The organism is Actinocorallia aurea (assembly GCF_054783995.1).
The window spans coordinates 21539-43226 of record NZ_BAAGPQ010000006.1 but is presented as its reverse complement, the minus strand read 5'-3'; the positions used below and the strand labels follow the sequence as shown (position 1 = coordinate 43226).

Genomic DNA, 21688 nt, shown 5'->3' with positions numbered 1-21688 from the left:
GCGTGCGTGGCGGCCGCCCTGCCCCCCGTTCCGAGGCACACCGCCGCGCTCCGCGGCGCGCGCCTCGCGGGCGTGCTCGCTCGGGCGGTCCCCAGCGGCCCGGGCGACCTCGTCCCGCTCTCCCGGGCGCTCCTGACCGCCCTCGACATCACCGTCACCACCGAGCCTCCCGGCGAAGACGCCGCCCGGCCCGCCCGGAGGCTTCACGCCGTGCGGGGGAACGCGCAGGGTCCGGCGCTGAGCGTGCCGGGGCCGACGGGCACGCTCATCGTGGCCAACCACGTGTCCTGGCTGGACATCCCCGCCCTGCTGTCCCTGGAGCCGGTGACGATGCTCGCCAAACGCGAGGTCGGGACCTGGCCGCTCATAGGCGGCCTCGCCCGCCGCGCCGGCACCTGCTTCATCGACCGCGACCGCCTGCACTCCCTGCCCGGCACCGTCGCCGACATCGCCGCCCTGCTCCGCGCCGGCACGTCCGTCGTGGCCTTCCCCGAAGGGACCACCCGCTGCCTGACCCCCGGCCACCTGCACCGGGCCGTCTTCCAAGCCGCCTTGGACGCCGCCGCCCCCATCCGCCCCGTCACCCTCACCTACCGCCAGGGCCCCCACCCCTCGACCCTCCCCGCCTATGTGGGCACCGACCCCTTCACCCTCTCCCTACGCCGAGTCCTCACCGCCACCACCCTCTCCCTCTCCCTTCACCTCCACCCGCCCCTGCACCCTTCCCCCTCCGACACCCGCCGCTCCCTGGCCGCCCATATCGCCTCCCTCCTCGCGCCCGCGGTACCGGCCCCCGCACATCAGCTCAGCCCGGCATGACGGCCCGCCGCCCGCGCGCCGATCAGCGCCGTCCGGTCGTCCGGGAACCTTCGTGCGCTCCTGTCGTCTCCAGGTGCACGAACCCGTGCGCCCGCGTCCACGCCTTCTTGCCGCGCACGTCCCACCACCTCGACCGGTAGGCGGACGAAGCGGGTCGCCGGGTGCGTTGGCGGAAATCGCGCGGCCCTCCGGCGGCCGAACCGCTCAGGAACGCTGGTCGCGGCGGAGGGGGTGGTCGGCGGGGATCTGCACGAGGACGATGCGGGTGCCGTCGGGGTCGGCGATCCACATCTCGTGGAGGCCCCAGGGCTCCTTGCGGGGCTCGCGGAGGACGGGGACGCCGGCGGAGGCGAGGCGGGCGTGTTCGGCGGCGAGGTCGCGGACCTGGAGCCAGAGGGCGACCGAGCCGGCGGAAGGCTCAGGGGAGCTGCCGGAGAGTTCCAGGAAGCCGGAGCCCAGGAAGAAGACGGTGCCGGGGGAGTCCGGCGGGCCGAACTCGCGGTGCACGGCGAGGCCCAGGACGTCGCGGTAGAAGACGAGGCTGCGGTGCGGGTCGACGGGGTGCAGCAGGATGCGGCCGCTCAGGACTTCCATCCTGTGATGATGCCGAAGCCGTCGGCCGCGGCTAACCCGGGGCGGGACAAAGGACCTGCCATGCTGGCCGGATGGGACGGGTCATGGACGAGGTGGAGGCGCACAGCGCCGCGTCGGCCGAGCGGGTGTTCGCGGTGCTGACGGACTGGCCGCGGCACGGTGAGTGGATGCCGCTCACCCGCGCGACGGGCGGGCTGGGGGTCGGCGCGGTCGTCGAGGGGTGGACGGGGCTCGGCCCGGTCGGGTTCCTGGACACGATGCGGATCACCGCATGGGAGCCGGGCCGCCGCGTCGCGGTGGCGCACACCGGGCGGCTGATCCGCGGCGAGGGCTGGTTCACCACGACGCCGCTGCCGGACGGAGGCTGCCTGATCGGCTGGGGAGAGAGCCTGGACCCGCCGGTCCCCGCCGTCGTCTGGCGCGCGGGCTCGCCTCTGTTCCGCGCCTTCATGCGCCGGGGCCTGACGAGGCTCGCCCGCCTCGCCGAATCCCCCTGACGTCCACCAACACCCCCAGACACGCCCGAAGGGCGCCACGCCGCTAGGCGGGGCGCCCTTCGAGGGAGATCAGGCCTTCTTGGCGGTCGTGCTCTTCGCCTTGGGCTTCGGGGCCGGCTTGACGGTCTCGGCCTCGACCGGCGCCGCCTGCTTCGGCGGGACGGCGACCGTGGCCTCCTCGACCTTGACGGCCTCCTTGTTGATCACGGTCTTGCCGCGCTCGGCGAGCTCGTCGATCACCTCGCCGACCTTCGTGGAGAAGGTCGCGACGTACCCCTGGAAGGTGGTGGCGTCGGTGGTCTCCTGGTAGCGGGCGACGTTGGCCTTGAGCTCGTCGACGCGCAGGGTGACGGTGGTGCGGGCCTTGGAGACGCGCTCGTTCAGGTCACCGCGCAGGTCGTCGACGTTCTCGGTGACCGACTCGCGGTACTTGCTGTAGTTGTCGGTGAGCTCGGCGCGCACCTTCGCGGCGACCTCGGGGACTTCGCGGAGCTTCTCCACGGCGAGGTCCACCGCCCCGGCACCCGCGTAGACGGCCTTGCTCTCGCGGATCTTCTCGGCGAGGGTCATGGTTCCAGGTCCTCTCTTGCTGACGGGGCCTCGTCCTGCGGTCCGGCATCCGGGCGCCCCGGCGAGGCCGGGTTCTCAAAGTGCTCGGGTGCCGGGTCCGATGAGTCCGGCCCGGTGTTCGCGGAGTTCTCCTTCCGAAAGGAGTCGTAGATGTCGAGCAACACCTGCTTCTGCCGTTCGGAAAGAGTGAGGTCGGCCCGGACGGCTGTCTGGACGTCGCTTTCCGCCTCGCGGTCCTCGAGGATCCCGGCCTGGACATAGAGCGCCTCCGCCGAGATCCGCAGGCCTTTGGCGATCTGCTGAAGGATCTCCGCCGAGGGCTTGCGCAGGCCCCGTTCCACCTGGCTCAGGTAGGGGTTGGACACCCCCGCCTGCTGCGCCAGCTGGCGCAGTGAGATCTTCGCCCGTTGCCGCTGCTCCCGGATGTACTCCCCGATGGAGCCGACCTTCGGTCCTTGCATGTGTCCCACCCTCGGTGAAAGTGCTTGCTATTGCAAGCGGGGCGACGGTGTCGTCGTGGTGAGTCCGCTCACAATTTGCCATGATCTCGTAGTCAGGGCCCCGAATCGTCGGATTTTTTGGCGATCTCGTGCGTGTTCCGTGGTGAAAAAGTGCGTGCTCCAGCAAGCAGATCGGTTTGCGCATCCCATAGTGGCCGTGATCGGGAGCCACTACGCTTTGGGCACATGCTGGGACGACCATGGCTGATCGCCGCCCCCCTCCTCCTGCTCGCCCCGATGACCCCCGCGCACGCCTCCGGACCGCCGACCGCCGCCGAACGCGCCGCCGCGTTCGCCGACGCCGACGACCGGGTGCTGAGCGACGAGGTGGTCCTCACCGTCGGGCCGGACGGGGTGCTGCACGCCACCGAGACCGTCCGACTCGACCACGGCTCCTCCGGCGGCGGTGACCCCGTCGAGCGGATCTTCACCACCCGGATCCCGGTGGACGCCGAGCGCGACCGGATCTTCGCGGTGGAGAACATCAAGGTGGGCGGCGGCACCCAGATCGCCGACGCCGACGCGGTGGTCGAGGAGGACCGGACCGTCGTCAAACTGGGCGGCGGCACGGGCGTCCAGACCTACACCCTCGACTACGACGTCAAGGGCGCGATCGCACCGCTGCCGAACGGGCAGGAGGTGCGCTGGACCGCCGTCGGCTGGAACGTCCCGGTCGCCGAGGCCACCGTCACCCTCGACGTCGCGGCGGAGGTGCGCGGCATCAACTGCTTCGTCGGCTTGCCCAGCAGCGTCGTGGGATGCAGCGAGTTCCGCCGCCCGAAGCCGGGCCGGATGACGCTCTTCGCCCAGACCTCGATGCTGCCGGAGGAGTACCTGACGGTCGCGGGCGTCCTGCCCGCCGGGTACACGACGGGGAAGCCCGTCTACGAGCAGCGCAAGACGCTCGCCTCGTCCTTCGCCATGAACGCCGTCACGGGCGGCTCCTTGGCGGCCCTGCTCGCCGTTCTGCTCGGCGGCTTCTTCCTGCTGCACCGCCTGCGCGGGCGTGACGCGCGCGCGGAGGTCACGGAGAAGACTCCGCTCACGGAAGCGGGCTTCGAGCCTCCGGACGGCATCCGGCCGGGCCAGGTGGGCACCCTCATCGACGAGCAGGCCGACGTCATCGATGTCGCCGCCACAGTCATCGACCTCGCTGTGCGGGGCTACCTCCTCATCGAGGAGGCCGAAGGCAAGGGCGACTGGACCCTTCGCCGGCTCAACCGGCCCGTCAACGACCTCCAGCCTTACGAGCAGATCCTCTACGACGGCCTCTTCCTCGGCGGACGCGAGACCGTCAAGCTCGCGGCCCTGGGCGGGACCTTCGCCACGAAGCTGGCCCAGGTGCGGGCTGCGCTGTACGTCGACGTCGTCAAGCAGGGCTGGTTCAGCCGCAGGCCGGACGCGGTGCGCTCGCGCTGGACGGTCCTCGGCTACGTCGTCACCGCGCTCGGCGTCGTCGGGACCGTGGCGCTGGCGATCGCCACGAGCTACGCCCTGGTCGGCCTCGGCGTCCTCGCGTTCGGGTTCGCGCTGACGGCGTTCGGCAAGCACATGCCCGCCAAGACCGCCAAGGGCTCGGCCGTCCTCGCCCGCACCCTGGGCTTCCGCGAGTACCTGCAGAAGGGCCGCGCCGAGCAGGTGCCGGACCGCCAGAAGATCGCCCTGTTCTCCCGCTTCCTGCCCTACGCCGTCGTCTTCGACGCGGTGGGGCCGTGGGCCAAGACCGTCGAGACGGCCGGGGTCGAGGGGGGCGACAACCTCTACTGGTACGAGGGGCCCGCCGAGTGGGACCTGTCGAAGTTCGCCGAGTCCATGCGCGCGTTCACCTTCGCGCTCTCCGGGGCGATCGCCCAGTCGCGGCCCTACGGCCGCAAGGCGCCCAAGGTGGACGTCGCGGCCCTGGGGCAGAGTTGAGGCGGGCCGCCGCCTTCGCGGCCGTCTTCCTCGGCGCCTCCCTCCTGACGGCTCCGGCCGCGCAGGGCGCCGCTCCCAAGTGGCGCAAGATGCCCGGCGTGAAGACCGTGAAGGCGGGGGCGCTCAACAACGTCGAGTTCGCCTCGCCGAAGCTCGGCTGGGCGGCGGGCAAGGAAGGCGACAAGCTCGCTCTGTGGAAGTGGAACGGGCGCAAGTGGAGCCGGGTGGGCAACGACTTCGCTTTCGCGCCCGCCGGGCTCGCCGTCTCCGGTCCGAAGCAGGCCTGGGTCACGGGCGTCGAGCTGACCGCCGCGCACGCGCTGTACTACAACGGCGACACCTGGCGGGAGGTGGCCTTCCCGGGGCCGGGCGTCCCCGTGGACCTCGCCGCCGCCCCTGACGGGACCGCCGTGTCCGTCGCCGAGGACCTGTTCCGCGGGGGCTCGGCCATCCACCGGTGGAAGGACGGCGCGTGGCGGCGCTGGAAGGTGGCGCTGCCGAAGAACACGACCCTCAGCACGGTCGAGGTCCGGGCGAAGAACGACGTCTGGCTCGGCGGCACCTACAGCCCCGACGGAAAGCGGTTCCACGCGCTGCTCATGCACTGGAACGGCGGGACGTGGAAGCGGATCAAGGTCGGAGGGGTCTCCACCAAGGCGATCACCCAGATCGTCGCGGACGGCAAGGGCACGGCCTGGGCGCTGCGCGGCTCGACCGGGACCACGCTCGTACGCTGGAACGGCAGGCGCGTCATCGACCGCAAGCTGCCGCGCGGCCTCGGCGCGCTGACGCTGACGACGGACGGCAGGGGTGGGGTGTGGATGCTGCCCTACAGCACCAGCGACGCCAAGGAGACCCCGTACCTGCGCTGGAATGAACCGGAAGGCCTCTGGGACTTCGCTTACGGGCCGCGCCGTGACGGTGTCCCGGGCCTCGGCGACCTCGACGGCGTCCCCGGCACGTCACGTGTCGTCTCCGTCGGCGGCCTGGACCGCGACGACCAGCGCTTCCCCTTCGTCGAGATCTACCGCTAGGTCGAGATCCACCGTAGGTCGAGATCCAGGTGGAAGGCCCTGCCGGGCGCCTTGAGGCGGCCGGAGCGGTCCGGCGGAGCCCCTACCGTGGATCGGGTGTGCGCGGAGCGGGTGCGGAGGCCCGAGGGGGAGCTGACGCGGGGGACGACCAACCCCAACCGGCTCCGTCGGCAGGACCTCTGGACGGCCGCCACGGTCCCGCTGCCGCCCGCGCCGCTCGTGGTGGACCTCGGATACGGGGCCTCGCCCGTGACGGCCGTGGAGCTGTACACGCGCCTGCGGAGGGTCAGGCCCGACGTCCGGGTCGTCGGCCTGGAGATCGCCCAGGACCGGGTGGATGCGGCCCGAAGGTTCCTCGAAGGCAGGCAGGACGCCTATCCCGGCCTGTCCTTCGCCCGCGGAGGCTTCGAACTGCCCGTGGACCGGCCGCCCGACCTCGTCCGGGCCGCGAACGTGCTCCGCCAGTACGACGAGGAAGCCGCCTGGCAGACGTGGGACCGCCTGCGGGAGCGGCTGGCCCCCGGAGGCACCCTCGTGGAGGGCACCTGCGACGAGATCGGCCGAAGGCACGTCTGGGTGGCGCTCCGCAAGGAGGGGCCCGCGACGATCACCTTCGCCGCCGCGGTCGCCCATCTCCCGAAGCCGTCGGCGCTGGCCGAGCGGCTGCCCAAGACGCTCATCCACCGCAACGTGCCCGGCGAGGCGGTCCACGCGTTCCTGACGGACATGGACCGCGCGTGGGCGACCGCAGCCCCGCAGTCGGTGTTCGGGCCGAGGCAGCGCTGGCTGGCGACCGTCGAGCAGATCCGGCGTACGTGGCCCGTCCTCACCCGCCCCCCGTACGGGGGCGTGCGCCGCTGGAGGCTGGGCGAGGTGACGCTGCCCTGGGACGCGCTCTCGCCCCGCCGCTGAGGGCGGATCCCGATCCGGGGTGGATCGCTGCGTCACCCGTAGATCGCAGCGTCAGCGGTAGATCTCGACGATCGGCAGGTTCTTGTTCTTCCCGGCGACCCCGCCGACCGCGATCACCTGCTGGGTGCCCGGGATGCGGACGAGGTCGTGGATCTGGGTGTCGGCCTTGCGCTGCGGGCCCTTCACGTTCGTCCACCTGCCCGTCCAGTGCAGGTAGAGCGAGCCCTTGCCTCCGCTGCCGGGCGACGGGATCGTCCAGGCGCCGGAGCCGCCGTCGGGGGTGAGCGCGTAGTGCGAGATGAGCGGGGTGCTCGCCTCGCTCCACTTCGTCCCGTCGAAGCGCAGGAGGCCGCCGCCGTTCTGCGCGCGGATCGCCCACACCTTGCCCGGCCCGGTGACCGCGAGGTCCTGGACGATGTTGTGCGGCTGCCCGATGACGCCCCAGGAGCCTCCCGGGGCCTTGACGGCCTTCCACTGCCCGTCGACCAGCCGCAGGACCGTGGCGACGGCCTGGGTGCCGTTCGCGGTCGTCGTCCCGGCCAGCCAGACGTCCTTGGAGCTGCGCACGGAGACCGCGGTGAGCGACGCGCCCGCCGCGCCCGCCACGTCCACGTTGACGAACTTCTTGCCGTCCCACCTGCGGACCGCGCTCAGGCCGTCGTTCTTGGAGTTCAGCCCCGCCACCGAGTAGACGGCGCCGTCCGGGGAGGCCGACAGCGACAGGGGGACGAGCGGCACGGCGATCGGGCCGAGGTTCGCGCCCGGGTAGGCGACCCGCTTCCAGGACTTGCCGTTCCAGTGGATGGCGACGGGCGTCGCGCCGGACAGCCCCACGGCCCACGCCTTGTTCGGCCCGGACGCGGCCATCGCGGTGGGCCGGAACTTGCCTGCGCCCTTCTTCACGGTCCACTTCTTGCCGTTCCAGTGGAACGGCCGCCCGTTCTCGTTGATCGCGAAGGCGGTCTTCTTGTTCACCGCCGCCACGGCGAGAAGGTTCCCGGACGTCTTGAAGGCCGCGCCCGTGACGTTCTTCCAGGACGGCTTCCTTGCGGCCGGCTCGGCGGTGGCGCCCTGCGGGGCGAGCAGCGCCCCCGCGAGCACGGCGGAGACGGCGACGGAGAGACGGCGCATGAGACGGATCTCCTCTAGGGGGATGGGAGTGCGCATCACCCTAGAGGAGCCGTCAGCGGGACGTAAGGGAAGCGAGTGCCTGGACGGGGGCCTTCGGCTAGTCGCGGTGGATCTTGTACGGGGCGGCCTGGGCGCGGGGCTGGACGTCGATCCTGTCGATGTTCACGTGCTCCGGCCGGGTGACCGCCCAGGCGACGCAGTCGGCGACGTCCTCGGCCACGAGCGGCTCGGCGACGCCCTGGTAGACGTTGTCGGCGGCGCTCTGGTCGCCCCGCAGGCGCACCAGGGAGAACTCCTCGGTCTTCACCATGCCCGGGGCCACCTCGGTGATCCGGACGGGCCGGTCGACGAGTTCGAGCCGCAGGATGTCGTTCACCGCCGCCGCGGCGTGCTTGGCCGCCACGTAGCCGCCGCCGCCCTCGTAGGGCACATGGGCGGCGAGCGAGGTGATGTTCACCACATGTCCGGCGCCGGAGGCGATGAGCTTCGGCAGCAGGGCCCGGGTGACCCGCATGAGCCCGAGGACGTTGGTGTCGTACATGACCCGCCAGTCCTCGGTCCTGGCGTCGGCGACCTTCTCGGTGCCGTGCGCGCCGCCCGCGTTGTTGATCAGGACGTGGCACTCCGGAAGGCGGGCGGCCAGTTCCGCGACGGACTCCTCCGAGGTCACGTCCAGGGTCACCGCCTCGACGAACCCGCGGCGCCCTGCCGGGTCGGCGTCCTCGATCTCCTTCACCAGGGCGTCGAGGCGGTCGCGGCGCCGGGCCGCCGCGACGATGTTGAAGCCTTCGGCGGCGAGCCTGCGGGCGGTCGCCGCCCCGATGCCGCTGCTGGCTCCGGTGATCACTGCTGTCTTTCGCATGGGTCCATTCTCGCGGCGGCGGTCTTCGCGCGAGCGCCGGGGAGGGGGCCGGTCGGGGTGGGCGGTGTGGGGAACAAGTCAGGCAGATCGGTAGGTTCAACATTTGGTTCCCTTTCCCCGAGCAAAGCGAGGTCTCGTGATCAACCGGGTCGCGACGCTCTCCGTGCACACGTCACCCCTGGACCAGCCCGGCACGGGCGACGCCGGGGGCATGAACGTCTACATCGTGGAGACCGCGAAACGGCTCGCGGAGCGGGGCGTGCAGGTCGACATCTTCACGCGCGCGACCTCCCGGGCTCTTCCGCCGGTCGTCGAGCTGGCCCCCGGCGTGCTCGTGCGCAACGTCCAGGCCGGGCCGTTCGAGGAACTCGACAAGACCGAGCTGCCCCGCCAGCTGTGCTCCTTCACCTCGGGCCTGCTGCGCGCCGAGGCGGCCCACGACCCCGGCCACTACGACCTCGTGCACTCCCACTACTGGCTCTCGGGCCAGCCGGGCTGGGTGGCCGCGCACCGCTGGGGCGTGCCGCTGGTGCACTCGATGCACACCCTCGCCAAGGTGAAGAACCTGAGCCTGGCCGAGGGCGACACGCCCGAACCGGCCCTCAGGGTGACCGGCGAGGAGCAGATCGTCGCGGACGCCCACGAGCTGGTCGCCAACACCTCCGACGAGGCGCGTGAGCTGGTCGATCTCTACGGAGCCCTTCCCGAGCGCGTCCAGACCGTCGCGCCGGGCGTCAACCTCGAGGTGTTCACCCCGGGAGGCAGGGCGGAGGCCCGTGAGCGCCTGGGCGTACCGGCCGACGCCTACCTGCTGCTGTTCGTCGGCCGTATCCAGCCGCTGAAGGCGCCCGACGTCCTCGTGAAGGCTGCGGCCCGGCTCCTTGAGCGCCGTCCCGACCTGCGCACCAGGCTCGTCGTCGCGATCGTCGGCGGCCCCTCCGGGACGGGCAAGGAGCGCCCTGAGAGCCTCCAGAAGCTCGCCGCCTCCCTCGGCCTGAGCGACGTCGTGCGGTTCGAGCCGCCGACCCGCCAGGAAGGCCTCGCCGAGTGGTACCGCGCCGCCGACGTCACCGTGGTGCCCTCGCACAACGAGACCTTCGGCCTCGTCGCCGTGGAGTCCCAGGCGTGCGGGACGCCGGTCGTCGCGTCCGCCGTGGGCGGGCTGCGCACGGCCGTCGGAGACGGGATCTCGGGAGTCCTCGTCCAAGGCCACGACCCCGAGGACTACGCAAGGGTCTTGGAGCACCTGTACGACGAGCCCCATCTCCGTGAACGGCTGGGGCAAGGCGCGGTAAGGCACGCGCGCGTTTTCGGCTGGGACGCCACCGCGGACCGCCTCCTGCGGGTGTACAACAGCGTCGTGAACGAACGGGTGTGCGCATGACCACCGCAGAGACGATCAAGGCGGTCCTCGACGAGTCCGAGCTGACCTACGAGCAGCCCAAGGAAGGCGCCTTCCTTGTCCGGCTGCCGGGCGAGCACAAGCTGGCCACCATGGTGTGGCTCATCGTGGGGGCCTACAGCCTGCACGTGGAGGCCTTCTTCTGCCGCAAGCCCGATGAGAACCACGCGGTCTTCTACCGGTGGCTGCTGGAGAAGAACGGCAAGATGTACGGCCTCGCGTTCACGCTGGACGAGGCGGGCGACGTGTACCTCGTCGGAAAGATCCCGCTCAAGGCCGTCGACGCCGACGAGCTCGACAGGCTCCTCGGCTGCGCCCTCGCCTACAGCGACGAGAACTTCGACCGCGCCCTGGAGCTCGGCTTCAAGACCTCGATCCAGAAGGAATGGGACTGGCGCGTCTCGCGCGGCGAGTCCCTGACCAACCTCCAGGCGTTCGCCCGGTTCGCCGCCCCCGGCAACCGCTGACCTCCTGGAGGAGTCCGCGCGGGCCCCTCGGTAGGATCTCCCCCATGGCTACCCTGGTTTTGCTCCGGCATGGCGAGAGCGTGTGGAACGCGGAGAACCTGTTCACGGGCTGGGTGGACGTGGATCTGTCCGCCAAGGGCGAGAGCGAGGCCGCGGCGGCCGGCGAGCTGCTGCTCGACGCCGATCTCACCCCCGACGTCCTGCACACCTCCCTCCTCAAGCGCGCGATCCGGACCGCGAACATCGCGCTGGACGCCGCCGACCTCCTGTGGCTGCCCGTCCGCCGCTCCTGGCGGCTGAACGAGCGCCACTACGGCGCGCTCCAGGGCAAGAACAAGGCCCAGACGCTGGAGGAGTTCGGCCCCGAGCAGTTCAAGACCTGGCGCCGCTCCTACGACACCCCGCCGCCGCCCATCGCCGACGGCGACCCGCTGTCCCAGGTGGGCGACCTGCGCTACGGCTCGCTCCCCTCGGAGCTGGTCCCGCGCACCGAATGCCTGGCCGACGTCGTCGACCGCCTCCTGCCGTACTGGTACGACGCGATCGTCCCCGACCTCGCCGCGGGCCGCACCGTCCTGGTGACCGCGCACGGCAACTCGCTGCGCGCCCTCGTCAAGCACCTCGACGACATCCCCGACGACGAGATCTCCGAGCTGAACATCCCGACGGGCATCCCGCTCAAGTACGAGCTCGACGCCGACTTCGTCCCGCGCAAGCGCGGCGGCGAGTACCTCGACCCGGCCGCCGCCAAGGCCGCCATCGAGGCCGTCAAGAACCAGGGCAAGAAGTAACGAGCGTCAAGACGCCCGAGGGGCCGCACGGATGTCCGTGCGGCCCCTCGGGCTTTGCTGCGGCGGGTCAGTTGAACTCGTCCACGATCTCCTCGGCCTTCTGGCCGGTCACCAGGTAGACGACGTCCTCGGCGACGTGCACCGCGTGGTCGGCGAACCGCTCGAAGTACCGGCCCGCGAGGGTGATGTCGACGGCCTTCTCGACCCCGTGCTTCCACTTCGGGGAGAGCAGGATCTTGAACAGCCTGCTGTGCAGCTTGTCCATCGCGTCGTCGTCGGCCTCCAGTTCCAGGCCCATCGCCACGTCCTGGGACGCGATGACGCTGCCGGCCTTGGCGACCATCCGCTCGGCGATCTGCCCCATCTCCAGGACGTTGGCGTGCAGCTCCGGCGGGATGCACGACTCGGGGTGGCGGCGGCGCGCGGTCTTGGCGATGTGCGCCGCGAGGTCGCCCATCCGCTCCAGGTCCGCGGCCATGCGCAGGGAGGTGATCAGGGTCCGCAGGTCGCCCGCGACGGGCTGCTGGCGGGCCATCAGGTCGAAGACGGTGCTCTCGATGTCGGCTTCGATCTTGTTGACCGCCTTGTCGCCGCTGATGACCTCTTCGGCCAGCCTGGCGTCGGCGTCGAGCAGAGCCGTGGTCGCCCGCGCCATGGCGGAACGGACCAGCCGGGTCATCTCCACCAGGTCGTGGGAGATCCCGTCGAGTTCCTCATGGTAAGCGTCGCGCAAAGTCGGTCCCTTGTGTTCGTTCGATCACTTTGGGTGAAACCCTATGTGCTGGGTTGTTCCCGCGACACATCGAACATGTCGGTCATGAACTGAGTCATAGGTAGAGGTGAACATTGGGCGAACGCGACCGTCCGGGTACCCCCGGTAGTGCAAGGGCATCGTCTTCGGGACCTAACATCCAGTTGTGAATGTCGAACTGGCCGTCGGACTCGCCGGTTTCGTCGGCTTGACCGGCGGACTGGTGACGGGCCTGGCCATCCGCTGGACCGAACTCGCCCAAGGCCGCGGCGAGCAGCCGCAGGCCCCCGCCGTGGTCCTGCCCCCCGGCGTCGCCTCCGTCCTCAACGTACTCCCCTCCTCCGCCGTCGTCCTCGACACCGACGACAAGGTGCTGCGCGCCTCCTCGGCCGCGCGCGCCTTCGGCATGGTCAGCGGCGACCGCCTCATGGTCGACGAGATCCTCGCGCTCGCCCGGCGGGTCCGCCGCGACGGCGAGATCCGCGAGGCCGAGGTGCAGGTCGGCGTCGCCGACTCCCGCTGGTTCGCCGTCCGGGTCGCGCCGCTCGGCTCCGGCGGCCTCGTCCTCGTGCTCGCCGAAGACCTCACCGAGATGCGGCGCGTCGAGTCGATCCGCCGCGACTTCTCCGCCAATGTCAGCCACGAGCTGAAGACACCGGTCGGGGCGCTCCTGCTGCTGGCCGAGACCGTCCAGGACGCCGCCGAGGACCAGGACGCGGTCCGCCGCTTCGCCGGCCGGATGCAACTTGAGGCCGCGCGGCTCTCCAGCCTCGTCCAGGACCTCATCACCCTCTCCCACGTCCAGGGGGAGGAGCCTCTCGCGCAGGAGGAGCCGGTGGACGTCGAGGACATCGTCGCCGACGCCGTGGACCGCGCCACTCTCGCCGCGGAGGCCCGCGAGATCGACCTCAGCGTCGCCGTCGCCCCGGACCTGACCGTCCAGGGTGACGAGGAACTCTTGGTGATGGCACTGAAGAACCTGGTGGACAACGCGATCGCCTACAGTCCGGAACGGACGAAGGTCGCGATCACCACCAGGACCGTCATGGGGGACCCGGCCGAGGAGGGCCGCCCCTACGCCGAGATCAGCGTGTCCGACCAGGGCATCGGCATCCCCGAACGGGAACTGGAGCGGATCTTCGAGCGGTTCTACCGCGTCGACCCCGCCCGCTCCCGCCAGACCGGGGGCACCGGACTCGGCCTCGCCATCGTCAAGCACGTCGCCACCAAGCACGGCGGCGAGGTGATCGTCTGGAGCAAGGAGGGCTCCGGATCGACCTTCACTCTCCGGCTCCCCCTGCGGGAACACCCCCGATCCCTAGATCAGTCAGTCCGGGAGGACAATCCGTGACCCGTGTACTTGTCGTGGAGGACGAGGAGTCGTTCAGCGACGCCCTGTCGTACATGCTCCGCAAGGAGGGCTTCGAGGTGGCCGTGGCCGCCACCGGGCCGGACGCGCTGGAGGCCTTCGACCGCAACGGCGCAGACCTCGTCCTGCTCGACCTGATGCTGCCGGGGCTGCCCGGCACCGAGGTCTGCCGCGAACTGCGCTCCCGCTCCAGCGTCCCCGTCATCATGCTGACGGCCAAGGACAGCGAGGTCGACAAGGTCGTCGGCCTGGAGCTGGGCGCCGACGACTACGTCACCAAGCCGTTCTCATCACGTGAGCTGGTCGCCAGGATCAGGGCCGTGCTGCGCCGGCAGGGCGATGTCGAGGAGATCGTCCCGGCGGCGCTGGAGGCAGGTCCCGTCCGCATGGACGTGGAACGCCACATAGTGAGCGTCGGCGGCGAGATCGTCCAGCTTCCCCTGAAGGAGTTCGAGCTCCTCGAGGTGCTGCTGCGCAACGCCGGACGCGTCCTCACCCGCATGCAGTTGATCGACCGGGTCTGGGGCGCGGACTACGTCGGCGACACCAAGACCCTCGACGTCCACGTCAAGCGGCTCCGGGCGAAGATCGAGCCGGCGCCCTCGACTCCCCGCTACATCGTCACCGTGCGCGGCCTCGGCTACAAGTTCGAGCCCTGAGCGGCGCTCCACGTCCCTCGCGGGGGCGTGGCATCACTGGGACGACAGGAAAGGCCCCCGGCGGAAGCCGGGGGCCTTTCGGTGTCTCTGGGGGCCGCTCAGTGCTCGGACGTCTCGTTCGTCGGCTTGGCGGTCTTCGGGGTCTTGGTCGGCTTGGGGTTGGACGCCGGGGTGCCCTCGATGCCGCCGGTGGCCGGGGCCGTCGGGGTGCCGGTGGGGGTGGCCGAGCCTGTGGGGGTCGCCGCGGGGGCCGGGGCCAGCGTGGCGTACTCGCCGACGGAGGGCACGACCGGGACCGTCACGGTGATCTGCGGGGCGCCGGAGAAGGTCAGCGTGAGCTTGACGCTCTCGCCGCCGAACAGCTTGGCGCTCGTGCCCTTGAGGACGACCGAGGTCTGCGGGCCGCCGAGGCGGACCGCGGTGTGCGCGGGCAGCGCGATCGAACCGCCGCCGACCTCGGCGGACTGGACGAAGCCGCCGGCCGCGGTGACCGACGTCAGCGCGTCGGACTCCTTGGCGGTGTTGTTGATCAGCGTGCCGTACAGCGGGAGGTCGACGCCGGGCGCCGACGGCGTGCCGGGGACCGGGCCGAGGACGAACATGTTGCGCACGTCCAGGCCGCCCTGCGAGATGTTGACGCCGTCGGTGAGGCGGCTCGGCTTCACGCTCTGGGCCTCGGTTCCGGCACCGCACCCGGCCAAGGCGAGAGAACCGGCCAGGGCCAGCGGGGCGACTTTGCGGATCACGGCGACGCGTCTCCTCGGTTGGTGCACACACCCTCGGGTGCATGTTCGATCGTGGGTCCGCACGCATCGTAGCGACCGCTCGCCGGTGCTACGGACCGGGGGTGCTCCGGCGATCTCCGTCCGATCCCGCGCCTGGTGGGCCCTGTGGCCACGCGACGGTGAGGAAGGCCTCAGAAGCGGACGAGCGAGGGTTCGGGGGGCGTTCGCATGTCCCGCATGATCTGTCCGACGGCGCCGTTCGCCTTCACCACGAGAACTGTCAGTCCGTGCGCTTCATAGGTACGTGGGAGAAGATCAGTGGAATCGTCGACAATGAACGCCCCGGAACCGGTCGTGCGAACGGAGATCTTCTGGAGATCCGCATTGGCCTTCTTGACCGATTCACCTGTCGTGCGGCGGTCCGCCAGGAAATAGATCCGTACGGAAGTGGCGTCGGCGATGCCGTCGAGTCCGCGCAGGGCCGCGTCGCAGTCGCACGCGCGGGGAATGATCGCGATCAACGCGGGCCTCATGTCGGCGCTGCGCACCGGGGTGCCATTCACCGCCAGCTCCGCGGAAGGCAGCGGCCCGCCCGGCGAACCGGGCGCCGCGGAAGTGCGCGTGAAGAACTGGCCGGGGGAGGTCTGGCGGGGCGCCCGCGGGCCGAAGAAGGTCATCATGACGCCGCTGAGGACGGCCACGAGCAGCACCAGGACGGTGACGGGCAGCGCGAGGCCCCAGCTCCGGAAGGGTTTCGTGAGCCGCGCCCAGCGGGCCCTGCGCAGGCGGGCCTTCTCCTCGCGCCGCCAGGCGGCCACGTCCTCGTCCAGCTCACGGGCGTCGTCGGGGACGACCACGTGGACATGGGGCAGGCCGTAGTCGTCGTCGTCATGCCTCATGCCGCACCTCGCCTCCGCGGCGCCGATCACGCGTCCCTTTCCAGTATCGCTTTTTCCGGCAAGATCGGAATATCGGTTTCGCGGTGCGCGAGCAGGTGTTGCGCAGAGGTTGCGAAGACGTTTCCCCTGGGTAGAACAATGAGTCCGGGGCGGGTGCTTGCACCGGTCCGAAGGTTTGTCAAGACCCCAATTAATGGCGTGACCTGCGGAAATGTACGGTTGGCCCGTGCGTTCAGTGGGAAGCGCGTGGTAGGCTTGTGCCTAGCGGAAGGGGTACTTGTCACATGACTTTCACGGTCGGCGACACCGTCGTCTACCCCCACCATGGGGCTGCTCGGATCGAAGCCATCGAGACTCGCACCATCAAGGGTGAGGACAAGACCTACCTGGTGCTGAAGGTCGACAAGGGGGACCTTACAGTACGCGTCCCCGCGGACAACGCCGAGTTGGTCGGGGTCCGGGATGTGGTCGGCCAGGAAGGCCTGGAGAAGGTGTTCGAGGTGCTGCGCGCCCCGTACACCGAGGAGCCCACCAACTGGTCTCGGCGGTACAAGGCGAACCTGGAGAAGTTGGCGTCCGGTGACGTCAACAAGGTCGCCGAAGTAGTCCGCGACCTCTGGCGGCGCGACAAGGAGCGCGGCCTGTCGGCGGGGGAGAAGCGGATGCTCGCCAAGGCTCGGCAGATCCTCGTCAGTGAGCTCGCGCTCGCGGAGAAGACGAACGAGGACAAGGCCGAGGCGCTGCTGGACGAGGTCCTCGCCGGGTAGGGCACGCTTGTCTGCATGACATCTCAACATCCAAGGGTGGGCGTCGGTACCGACGTCCACCCTTTCGCATCCGGTAGGCCGCTCTGGGTGGCCGGGCTGGAATGGCCCGGCGAGGGCGACGGGATCGAAGGGCACTCCGACGGCGACGTCGCCGCGCACGCGGCCTGCGACGCGCTGCTCGGCGCCGCGGGACTCGGCGACCTCGGCGCGGTCTTCGGCACGTCCGACCCGCGCTGGCACGGGGCGTCCGGGGCCGTCCTGCTCACCGAGGTGCACCGGCTCGTGCGCGAGGCCGGCTACGAGATCGGCAACGTCGCGATCCAGGTCATCGGGAACCGGCCGAAGATCGGCAAGCGGCGCGCGGAGGCGGAGAAGACGCTGAGCGCCGTCCTGGACGGCGCCGCGGTCAGCGTCTCGGCGACCACCACCGACGGCCTCGGGCTGACCGGCCGCGGCGAGGGCATCGCCGCCATCGCCACGGCACTGATCTTCCCGCGCTGACCCGACTCCTCCCGCGCCGACGTGGCGGGACCGTCTGAGACACCGGGCCCCGCGCGTCAGCCCTTTTCGGGCGGCGTGGGGCCGCTGCGCAGGGTGCCCGAAGGCGGGTCCCAGTCATCGCCCCCGTAAGCGGCCCACTCGTCGAGATCCGTCCTTGCGCCCTCTGGAGGCGTGTCCGTCTTGGCGGGCCGCCCTACGAGCTTCACATCGGTGGGCAGGGCCGACGGCGGACGGACGGGTTCGGCTGCGACGGGCAGGGGGAGCGGAGGCGGACCCGAAGGCTCCGGCTCGTCTTCGGGCTCGTCGTACTGCTCGATCTGCTCGGCCATCTCGATCGGCTCGGCCTGCCCGGCCACCGGGTGGGGGTAGGCGTCGAGGTACGGGTTCGGGAAGTCCGCCGCGGTGGGCAGCCGCATCGGCTGCGCCGGCGTGATCCCGTCGAGGGAGAAGTCGGGCTGCGGCGCGGGCTCGGGATCCGGAGGGGTCTGCGGGGCCTTGCGGCTCCGCCGGCCCGCGCGCACGTGCCGGAACATCGAGAGCCAGAGCCACGTCGCCAGGAGCGCCGCGATCCAGGGGGCCGAGGCGACCCCGGCCTCCAGCGCGGTGCCGTCGATCGCGGCGAAGCCCTTCAGCACGTTCTGGACCGACGCGGCGATCGCGCCGCCGATCAGGGCGTAGAGCAGGATCCACCTGATCCACCTGGCCCACCACGGCGCGTGGCGGGCCGTGAAGAGCGCCAGCATCGTCGTGGCGATGAGCCCGTCGTAGACCATCGGGTAATAGGCGCCGAAGCGCTCGGCGTTCTCGCCGTTCAGCCCGGTCTCGGCCAGCAGCCGCAGATCGTCGTAAGACAGGACGAACGCCCCGGCGGTGAGCCCGGCGACGGCGAGGAAGCTCAGAATCGTGAACGCGCGCTGGGCGGGCGTCAGAGCGGTGGTCATGGTGCCTCGGGGGGAAGACGGCGTGAGAGACAATCTTGACCCGGCTTGCCGCCCCGCGCGACCCCTGAGGACGCATATGCGCCCGCGGCCTCTCCACGGAGGCTTCCGTCCGTGAGATTCCCGGCCCCGGCGGGATCCGCTCCTTCACGGCGCTAGCGCTGTGAAGGAGCGCCTTCCCTAGTAGCCTTGACTTCCGTGAGCCTGCGCCTTTATGACACCAGCACGCGTGCCGTCCGCGAGTTCGAGCCCCTCAAGCCGGGCCGGGTCGGGCTGTACGTCTGCGGCGCCACCCCGCAGGCCGCGCCGCACATCGGCCACCTGCGCTCCGGCGTGATCTACGACCAGCTCGTCCGCTGGCTGATCCGCTCCGGCTACGAGGTCACCTTCGTCCGGAACGTCACCGACATCGACGACAAGATCCTCGCGGTGGCCGAAGACTCCGGTCGGCCTTGGTTCGCCGTCGCCGAAGGCAACCAGCGGATCTTCAACAAGGGCTACGAGACACTCGGCTGCCTTCCGCCCACCATCGAGCCCCGCGCCACCGGACACGTCCCGGAGATGATCGTCCTCATGCGGCGGCTCATCGAGCGCGGGCACGCCTACAGCGCGGGGAACGACGTCTACTTCGACGTCGTGTCCTGGGCGGATCACTACGGCAGCCTCTCCAACCAGAAGCTGGAGAACATGCGCTCGGCGGGGGACACCCCGAACGAGGACCTCAAGCACGACCACCGCGACTTCGCCTTGTGGAAGGGCGCCAAGCCCGGCGAGCCGTCCTGGGAGACCCCGTGGGGGCCCGGCCGTCCCGGCTGGCACCTGGAGTGCTCGGCCATGGCCACCAAGTACCTCGGCGAGACGTTCGACATCCACGGCGGCGGCGTCGACCTGGTCTTCCCGCACCACGAGAACGAGATCGCGCAGGCCAAGGCGGCGGGCGACGGGTTCGCGCGGTACTGGATGCACAACGGTCTTCTCACCATCGAAGGTGCGAAGATGAGCAAGTCCATCGGGAACGTGGTCTACCTGGACGACCTGCTCGGGCAGGTCAGGCCCGTCGAGGCCCGGTACTTCCTCGTCTCGGCGCACTACCGCTCGACGATCGACTACACGCCCGGCGCCCTTGAGGACGCCGCCACCGCCTACCAGCGGATCGAGGGCTTCCTCGTCAGGGCCGCCGAGACCCTGGGCGACGTCAAGATCTCCGCGGACCTCCCCGCGGCGTTCGTCGAGGCGTTGGACGACGACCTGGGCGTCCCGCAGGCGCTCGCCGTCCTGCACGAGACCGTCCGGGCGGGCAACAGCGCGCTGGCGGCCGGGGACGTCGAGGCGGCCGCGGAGGCCGCCGCCGAGGTCCGCGCGATGGCCTCGGTCCTCGGAATCGACCCGCTGGAGTGGAGCGCGTCCGCCGGCGGCGCCGACCTGCGCCCGGTCGTCGACGCGCTCGTGCGGGTCGTCCTCGGGCAGCGCCAGGCGGCCCGCGGCCGCAAGGACTGGGCGGCGGCCGACGCGATCCGCGACGGCCTCGCCGAGGCCGGGATCGTGGTCGAGGACACCCCGCAGGGGCCCCGGTACGACATCAAGCGGGGCTAGGGTTTTCCACAGGCGGCCCGGAGCGATGCTCCGGGTCGCTTACGCTTGTGGTTCACGTGGTTTTTTTCTGTGGGAAAGGCAGCCGAGGATGACCAAGAAGGGCAAGAAGGGCCCGAGCGTCACCGCCAAGGCCGAGGACCGGCACTGGCACGGCAAGCGCGTCAAGGCGCGCAACGTCAAGAACTCTTCCCGCACCGGCACCAAGACCTTCGGCCCGCGCAAGCCGGGTGCCCGTCCGGCCCCCGGCCGGGACGACCGGCAGGGCGGCGCCGCCCAGGGCCGCACCCCGGCCGCCACGCGCCGGCCCGACGCGCCAGAGCTCGTGCACGGCCGCAACCCCGTGCTGGAGGCCCTGCGCGAGGGTGTGCCGGGAACCACCCTGTACTACATGCCGGACAGCGACGAGCGGGTCCGCGAGGCCGTCAAGATCGCCGCCGACAAGGGCATTCCGCTGATCGAGTGCGGCAAGCCCGAACTCGACCGCCTCACCGACCGGGCCGTCCACCAGGGCCTCGCCCTCCAGGTGAAGCCCTACCGCTACGCCCACCCCGACGAGCTGCTGAGCGGCACCGCCCCGCTGATCGTCGCCCTCGACGGCATCACCGACGCACGCAACCTCGGCGCGATCGTCCGCTCGGCCACCGCCTTCGGCGCGACCGGCATCCTGCTGCCGGAGCGGCGCAGCGCCGGCATCAACGCGGGCGCCTGGAAGACCAGCGCCGGCACCCTGGCCACCACCCCGGTCGCCCGCTGCACGAACCTCACCCGCCAGCTCAAGGCCTACCAGGAGGCGGGCTGCTTCGTCGCGGGCCTCGACGCCCACGGCGGCACCTCGATCGCCGCCCTCCCGGCCTCTGACGGCCCCTTCGTCCTCGTCGTGGGCTCCGAAGGCAAGGGCCTGGGCCGCCTCGTGGGCGACAGCTGCGACATCCTCGCCCACATCCCCATGTTCGGCCACGCCGAGTCCCTCAACGCCGGCGTCGCCGCCGGCATCGCCCTCTACGAGATCGCCCGCCAACGCCACGCCTGATTCGGCTAAGATGCCCCCCACAACGCCTCGTTAGCTCAGCCGGCCAGAGCAGCTGTCTTGTAAACAGCAGGTCATCGGTTCGAATCCGATACGGGGCTCGTGGTCAAAGGCCCCCTCCGATGCCGGAGGGGGCCTCTTTGCTAACAGGGTTGCTAACAGCGGCTCATTCGTCGTCGACGAGCCGCGCGAAGGCGTCGGCGGCCTCCGAGAGCCGCGCGTTGATCACGTGAGCGTAGACGCGGAGGGCCGGATCAGCGTGGCCGAGCCGCGCGGCCACCATGTGGACGGAGACCCCGGCGACCAAGAGCATCGCGTGGACGTGCCGAAGGTCATGCAGGCGGAGGAGACGAGAGCCGGCCGGACCGTCATCGACCGGCCGCCCATCCAGCTCAGCGGGTGAGCACAGGGCACGAAGACCGCCAGAACGCTGCCCACCCGTTTCGCGTGCTTCACGGCGAAGGTGAGCGGACCCCACGCGTTGCCCTGGCAGTAGGTCATTTTCCGACGTACCGTCCAGCGATAGCCGACGCCGTCAGCGGTGATACCCCGAGTGGGTCCGAATCCCGCCACCCCGACCAGTTCAGGGCCGTGATCGGAGAATCGATCACGGCCCTGGGTTTTGTCTGGCGTGTTGAGAGGGTGGGCGGGGAGGACTGCCCGGTCTCGGGGTTGTTGGTCCGGAACCGGTGAAGGGGTTGCTCAGGTCGAACGGGGCGCTGGATCATGAGGGCGTGGCCGGTCAACCGAATGAGGACGATGCCTGGAAGCCGCCGTCTTCGGGGCCCGGGGGCCTATCGGATCCGCAGCGGCGATGGGTACCGCCCCATCCCGGTGTCGCGGATACCGGGGCGGGTCCGCCCGGAGGCCCTCGCCCGCCCATCGACGCGGCACACACTGCGGATTCGCGCGGTGAGCCACGCCGAGGTCGGGACTGGAGGAAGATCGGCGGCTATTTCGTCGCGA

24 protein-coding genes and 1 tRNA gene are annotated in these 21688 nt (G+C 70.8%); 15 read left to right on the top strand and 10 right to left on the bottom strand.

Going from position 1 to position 21688, the window contains the following annotated elements:
* Nucleotides 1–6: 6 nt before the first annotated feature.
* Nucleotides 7–819 (top strand): lysophospholipid acyltransferase family protein, encoded by an 813-nt coding sequence (locus ACYVOM_RS08390; RefSeq protein WP_460302676.1) that lies wholly within the window; start codon nucleotides 7–9, stop codon nucleotides 817–819.
* A gap of 204 nt (nucleotides 820–1023) precedes the next feature.
* Here the strand turns inward: ACYVOM_RS08390 and ACYVOM_RS08385 are convergent, their stop codons facing one another.
* Nucleotides 1024–1413, bottom strand: coding sequence for a VOC family protein (locus ACYVOM_RS08385; protein WP_460302675.1), 390 nt, complete (start codon nucleotides 1411–1413; stop codon nucleotides 1024–1026).
* A gap of 71 nt (nucleotides 1414–1484) precedes the next feature.
* Between ACYVOM_RS08385 and ACYVOM_RS08380 the strand changes: the two genes are divergently transcribed.
* Nucleotides 1485–1910, top strand: coding sequence for an SRPBCC family protein (locus tag ACYVOM_RS08380; protein ID WP_460302674.1), 426 nt, complete (start codon nucleotides 1485–1487; stop codon nucleotides 1908–1910).
* Between the two features lie 69 nt (nucleotides 1911–1979).
* On the opposite strand, the gene ACYVOM_RS08375 is transcribed toward ACYVOM_RS08380, so the two are convergent.
* Both ACYVOM_RS08375 and ACYVOM_RS08370 read right to left on the bottom strand, forming a co-directional pair.
* The gene (locus ACYVOM_RS08375; protein ID WP_460302673.1) at nucleotides 1980–2480 is read right to left on the bottom strand and encodes a hypothetical protein; all 501 of its coding nucleotides are present in this window, start codon (nucleotides 2478–2480) and stop codon (nucleotides 1980–1982) included.
* Entirely contained in the window at nucleotides 2477–2941 is a 465-nt protein-coding gene (locus tag ACYVOM_RS08370) for a helix-turn-helix domain-containing protein (protein ID WP_460302672.1), read from the bottom strand. Before ACYVOM_RS08370 ends, ACYVOM_RS08375 begins: the two co-directional genes overlap by 4 nt.
* Before the next feature lie 225 nt (nucleotides 2942–3166).
* On the opposite strand from ACYVOM_RS08370, the gene ACYVOM_RS08365 reads away from it, so the two are divergent.
* The 3 genes from ACYVOM_RS08365 to ACYVOM_RS08355 all read left to right on the top strand — a co-directional run bounded on the left by ACYVOM_RS08365 (nucleotide 3167) and on the right by ACYVOM_RS08355 (nucleotide 6840).
* On the top strand, nucleotides 3167–4894 hold the full coding sequence (locus ACYVOM_RS08365) for a DUF2207 domain-containing protein (RefSeq protein WP_460302671.1): 1728 nt from the start codon (nucleotides 3167–3169) through the stop codon (nucleotides 4892–4894).
* Nucleotides 4891–5928, top strand: a complete 1038-nt coding sequence (locus ACYVOM_RS08360; RefSeq protein WP_460302670.1) for a hypothetical protein — start codon at nucleotides 4891–4893, stop codon at nucleotides 5926–5928. The genes ACYVOM_RS08365 and ACYVOM_RS08360 overlap by 4 nt, the downstream gene beginning before the upstream one ends.
* Nucleotides 5929–6024: 96 nt before the next feature.
* On the top strand, nucleotides 6025–6840 hold the full coding sequence (locus ACYVOM_RS08355; protein ID WP_460302669.1) for a class I SAM-dependent methyltransferase: 816 nt from the start codon (nucleotides 6025–6027) through the stop codon (nucleotides 6838–6840).
* Between the two features lie 51 nt (nucleotides 6841–6891).
* On the opposite strand, the gene ACYVOM_RS08350 is transcribed toward ACYVOM_RS08355, so the two are convergent.
* Nucleotides 6892–7971, bottom strand: coding sequence for a hypothetical protein (locus tag ACYVOM_RS08350; protein WP_460302668.1), 1080 nt, complete (start codon nucleotides 7969–7971; stop codon nucleotides 6892–6894).
* Between the two features lie 97 nt (nucleotides 7972–8068).
* Nucleotides 8069–8833 (bottom strand): SDR family NAD(P)-dependent oxidoreductase, encoded by a 765-nt coding sequence (locus ACYVOM_RS08345; protein WP_460302667.1) that lies wholly within the window; start codon nucleotides 8831–8833, stop codon nucleotides 8069–8071.
* A gap of 136 nt (nucleotides 8834–8969) precedes the next feature.
* Between ACYVOM_RS08345 and mshA the strand changes: the two genes are divergently transcribed.
* From mshA to ACYVOM_RS08330, 3 genes are read left to right on the top strand one after another with little or no spacing between them, the layout of a single operon-like run.
* The gene (gene mshA, locus ACYVOM_RS08340; RefSeq protein WP_460302666.1) at nucleotides 8970–10217 is read left to right on the top strand and encodes a D-inositol-3-phosphate glycosyltransferase; all 1248 of its coding nucleotides are present in this window, start codon (nucleotides 8970–8972) and stop codon (nucleotides 10215–10217) included.
* Nucleotides 10214–10702 (top strand): type III secretion system chaperone family protein, encoded by a 489-nt coding sequence (locus ACYVOM_RS08335; RefSeq protein ID WP_460302665.1) that lies wholly within the window; start codon nucleotides 10214–10216, stop codon nucleotides 10700–10702. The genes mshA and ACYVOM_RS08335 overlap by 4 nt, the downstream gene beginning before the upstream one ends.
* 44 nt (nucleotides 10703–10746) lie before the next feature.
* Nucleotides 10747–11493 (top strand): phosphoglyceromutase, encoded by a 747-nt coding sequence (locus tag ACYVOM_RS08330; protein WP_460302664.1) that lies wholly within the window; start codon nucleotides 10747–10749, stop codon nucleotides 11491–11493.
* 67 nt (nucleotides 11494–11560) lie between these two features.
* On the opposite strand, the gene phoU is transcribed toward ACYVOM_RS08330, so the two are convergent.
* Nucleotides 11561–12226, bottom strand: a complete 666-nt coding sequence (phoU, locus tag ACYVOM_RS08325; RefSeq protein ID WP_460302663.1) for a phosphate signaling complex protein PhoU — start codon at nucleotides 12224–12226, stop codon at nucleotides 11561–11563.
* Nucleotides 12227–12410: 184 nt separating this feature from the next.
* Here phoU and ACYVOM_RS08320 point away from each other — a divergent pair, with 184 nt between their 5' ends.
* Nucleotides 12411–13595 (top strand): sensor histidine kinase, encoded by a 1185-nt coding sequence (locus ACYVOM_RS08320; RefSeq protein WP_460302662.1) that lies wholly within the window; start codon nucleotides 12411–12413, stop codon nucleotides 13593–13595.
* Nucleotides 13592–14272: a response regulator gene (locus tag ACYVOM_RS08315; protein WP_460302661.1), complete on the top strand. Its 681-nt coding sequence runs from the start codon at nucleotides 13592–13594 to the stop codon at nucleotides 14270–14272. Before ACYVOM_RS08320 ends, ACYVOM_RS08315 begins: the two co-directional genes overlap by 4 nt.
* Before the next feature lie 98 nt (nucleotides 14273–14370).
* Here the strand turns inward: ACYVOM_RS08315 and ACYVOM_RS08310 are convergent, their stop codons facing one another.
* Complete coding sequence (locus ACYVOM_RS08310) at nucleotides 14371–15018, bottom strand: copper chaperone PCu(A)C (RefSeq protein ID WP_460302660.1); 648 nt, start codon at nucleotides 15016–15018, stop codon at nucleotides 14371–14373.
* A gap of 170 nt (nucleotides 15019–15188) precedes the next feature.
* The gene (locus tag ACYVOM_RS08305) at nucleotides 15189–15896 is read right to left on the bottom strand and encodes a hypothetical protein (RefSeq protein WP_460302659.1); all 708 of its coding nucleotides are present in this window, start codon (nucleotides 15894–15896) and stop codon (nucleotides 15189–15191) included.
* 284 nt (nucleotides 15897–16180) lie between these two features.
* Here ACYVOM_RS08305 and ACYVOM_RS08300 point away from each other — a divergent pair, with 284 nt between their 5' ends.
* Nucleotides 16181–16663: a CarD family transcriptional regulator gene (locus ACYVOM_RS08300; RefSeq protein ID WP_106397345.1), complete on the top strand. Its 483-nt coding sequence runs from the start codon at nucleotides 16181–16183 to the stop codon at nucleotides 16661–16663.
* 15 nt (nucleotides 16664–16678) lie between these two features.
* On the top strand, nucleotides 16679–17164 hold the full coding sequence (gene ispF, locus ACYVOM_RS08295) for a 2-C-methyl-D-erythritol 2,4-cyclodiphosphate synthase (protein ID WP_460302658.1): 486 nt from the start codon (nucleotides 16679–16681) through the stop codon (nucleotides 17162–17164).
* Between the two features lie 56 nt (nucleotides 17165–17220).
* On the opposite strand, the gene ACYVOM_RS08290 is transcribed toward ispF, so the two are convergent.
* Nucleotides 17221–18105, bottom strand: a complete 885-nt coding sequence (locus ACYVOM_RS08290; protein ID WP_460302657.1) for a hypothetical protein — start codon at nucleotides 18103–18105, stop codon at nucleotides 17221–17223.
* Nucleotides 18106–18300: 195 nt separating this feature from the next.
* On the opposite strand from ACYVOM_RS08290, the gene cysS reads away from it, so the two are divergent.
* The 3 genes from cysS to ACYVOM_RS08275 all read left to right on the top strand — a co-directional run bounded on the left by cysS (nucleotide 18301) and on the right by ACYVOM_RS08275 (nucleotide 20823).
* On the top strand, nucleotides 18301–19695 hold the full coding sequence (gene cysS, locus ACYVOM_RS08285; protein ID WP_460302656.1) for a cysteine--tRNA ligase: 1395 nt from the start codon (nucleotides 18301–18303) through the stop codon (nucleotides 19693–19695).
* Nucleotides 19696–19783: 88 nt separating this feature from the next.
* Entirely contained in the window at nucleotides 19784–20725 is a 942-nt protein-coding gene (gene rlmB / locus ACYVOM_RS08280) for a 23S rRNA (guanosine(2251)-2'-O)-methyltransferase RlmB (protein WP_460302655.1), read from the top strand.
* A 24-nt stretch (nucleotides 20726–20749) separates the two neighbouring features.
* Nucleotides 20750–20823 (top strand) — tRNA-Thr (locus tag ACYVOM_RS08275).
* 65 nt (nucleotides 20824–20888) lie between these two features.
* Here ACYVOM_RS08275 and ACYVOM_RS08270 read toward each other — a convergent pair.
* Complete coding sequence (locus ACYVOM_RS08270) at nucleotides 20889–21035, bottom strand: hypothetical protein (RefSeq protein WP_460302654.1); 147 nt, start codon at nucleotides 21033–21035, stop codon at nucleotides 20889–20891.
* Nucleotides 21036–21688: the final 653 nt, after the last annotated feature.

Excerpts from the sequence above, each read along its gene's own strand:
- ACYVOM_RS08385 (WP_460302675.1), bottom strand. The coding sequence starts at position 1,413 with ATGGAAGTCCTGAGCGGCCGCATCCTGCTGCACCCCGTCGACCCGCAC.
- ACYVOM_RS08380 (WP_460302674.1), top strand. The coding sequence starts at position 1,485 with ATGGGACGGGTCATGGACGAGGTGGAGGCGCACAGCGCCGCGTCGGCC.
- ACYVOM_RS08375 (WP_460302673.1), bottom strand. The coding sequence starts at position 2,480 with ATGACCCTCGCCGAGAAGATCCGCGAGAGCAAGGCCGTCTACGCGGGT.
- ACYVOM_RS08370 (WP_460302672.1), bottom strand. The coding sequence starts at position 2,941 with ATGCAAGGACCGAAGGTCGGCTCCATCGGGGAGTACATCCGGGAGCAG.
- ACYVOM_RS08365 (WP_460302671.1), top strand. The coding sequence starts at position 3,167 with ATGCTGGGACGACCATGGCTGATCGCCGCCCCCCTCCTCCTGCTCGCC.
- ACYVOM_RS08350 (WP_460302668.1), bottom strand. The coding sequence starts at position 7,971 with ATGCGCCGTCTCTCCGTCGCCGTCTCCGCCGTGCTCGCGGGGGCGCTG.
- ACYVOM_RS08345 (WP_460302667.1), bottom strand. The coding sequence starts at position 8,833 with ATGCGAAAGACAGCAGTGATCACCGGAGCCAGCAGCGGCATCGGGGCG.
- ACYVOM_RS08335 (WP_460302665.1), top strand. The coding sequence starts at position 10,214 with ATGACCACCGCAGAGACGATCAAGGCGGTCCTCGACGAGTCCGAGCTG.
- ACYVOM_RS08330 (WP_460302664.1), top strand. The coding sequence starts at position 10,747 with ATGGCTACCCTGGTTTTGCTCCGGCATGGCGAGAGCGTGTGGAACGCG.
- ACYVOM_RS08305 (WP_460302659.1), bottom strand. The coding sequence starts at position 15,896 with ATGAGGCATGACGACGACGACTACGGCCTGCCCCATGTCCACGTGGTC.
- ACYVOM_RS08300 (WP_106397345.1), top strand. The coding sequence starts at position 16,181 with ATGACTTTCACGGTCGGCGACACCGTCGTCTACCCCCACCATGGGGCT.
- ispF (WP_460302658.1), top strand. The coding sequence starts at position 16,679 with ATGACATCTCAACATCCAAGGGTGGGCGTCGGTACCGACGTCCACCCT.
- ACYVOM_RS08290 (WP_460302657.1), bottom strand. The coding sequence starts at position 18,105 with ATGACCACCGCTCTGACGCCCGCCCAGCGCGCGTTCACGATTCTGAGC.
- rlmB (WP_460302655.1), top strand. The coding sequence starts at position 19,784 with ATGACCAAGAAGGGCAAGAAGGGCCCGAGCGTCACCGCCAAGGCCGAG.
- ACYVOM_RS08270 (WP_460302654.1), bottom strand. The coding sequence starts at position 21,035 with ATGCTCTTGGTCGCCGGGGTCTCCGTCCACATGGTGGCCGCGCGGCTC.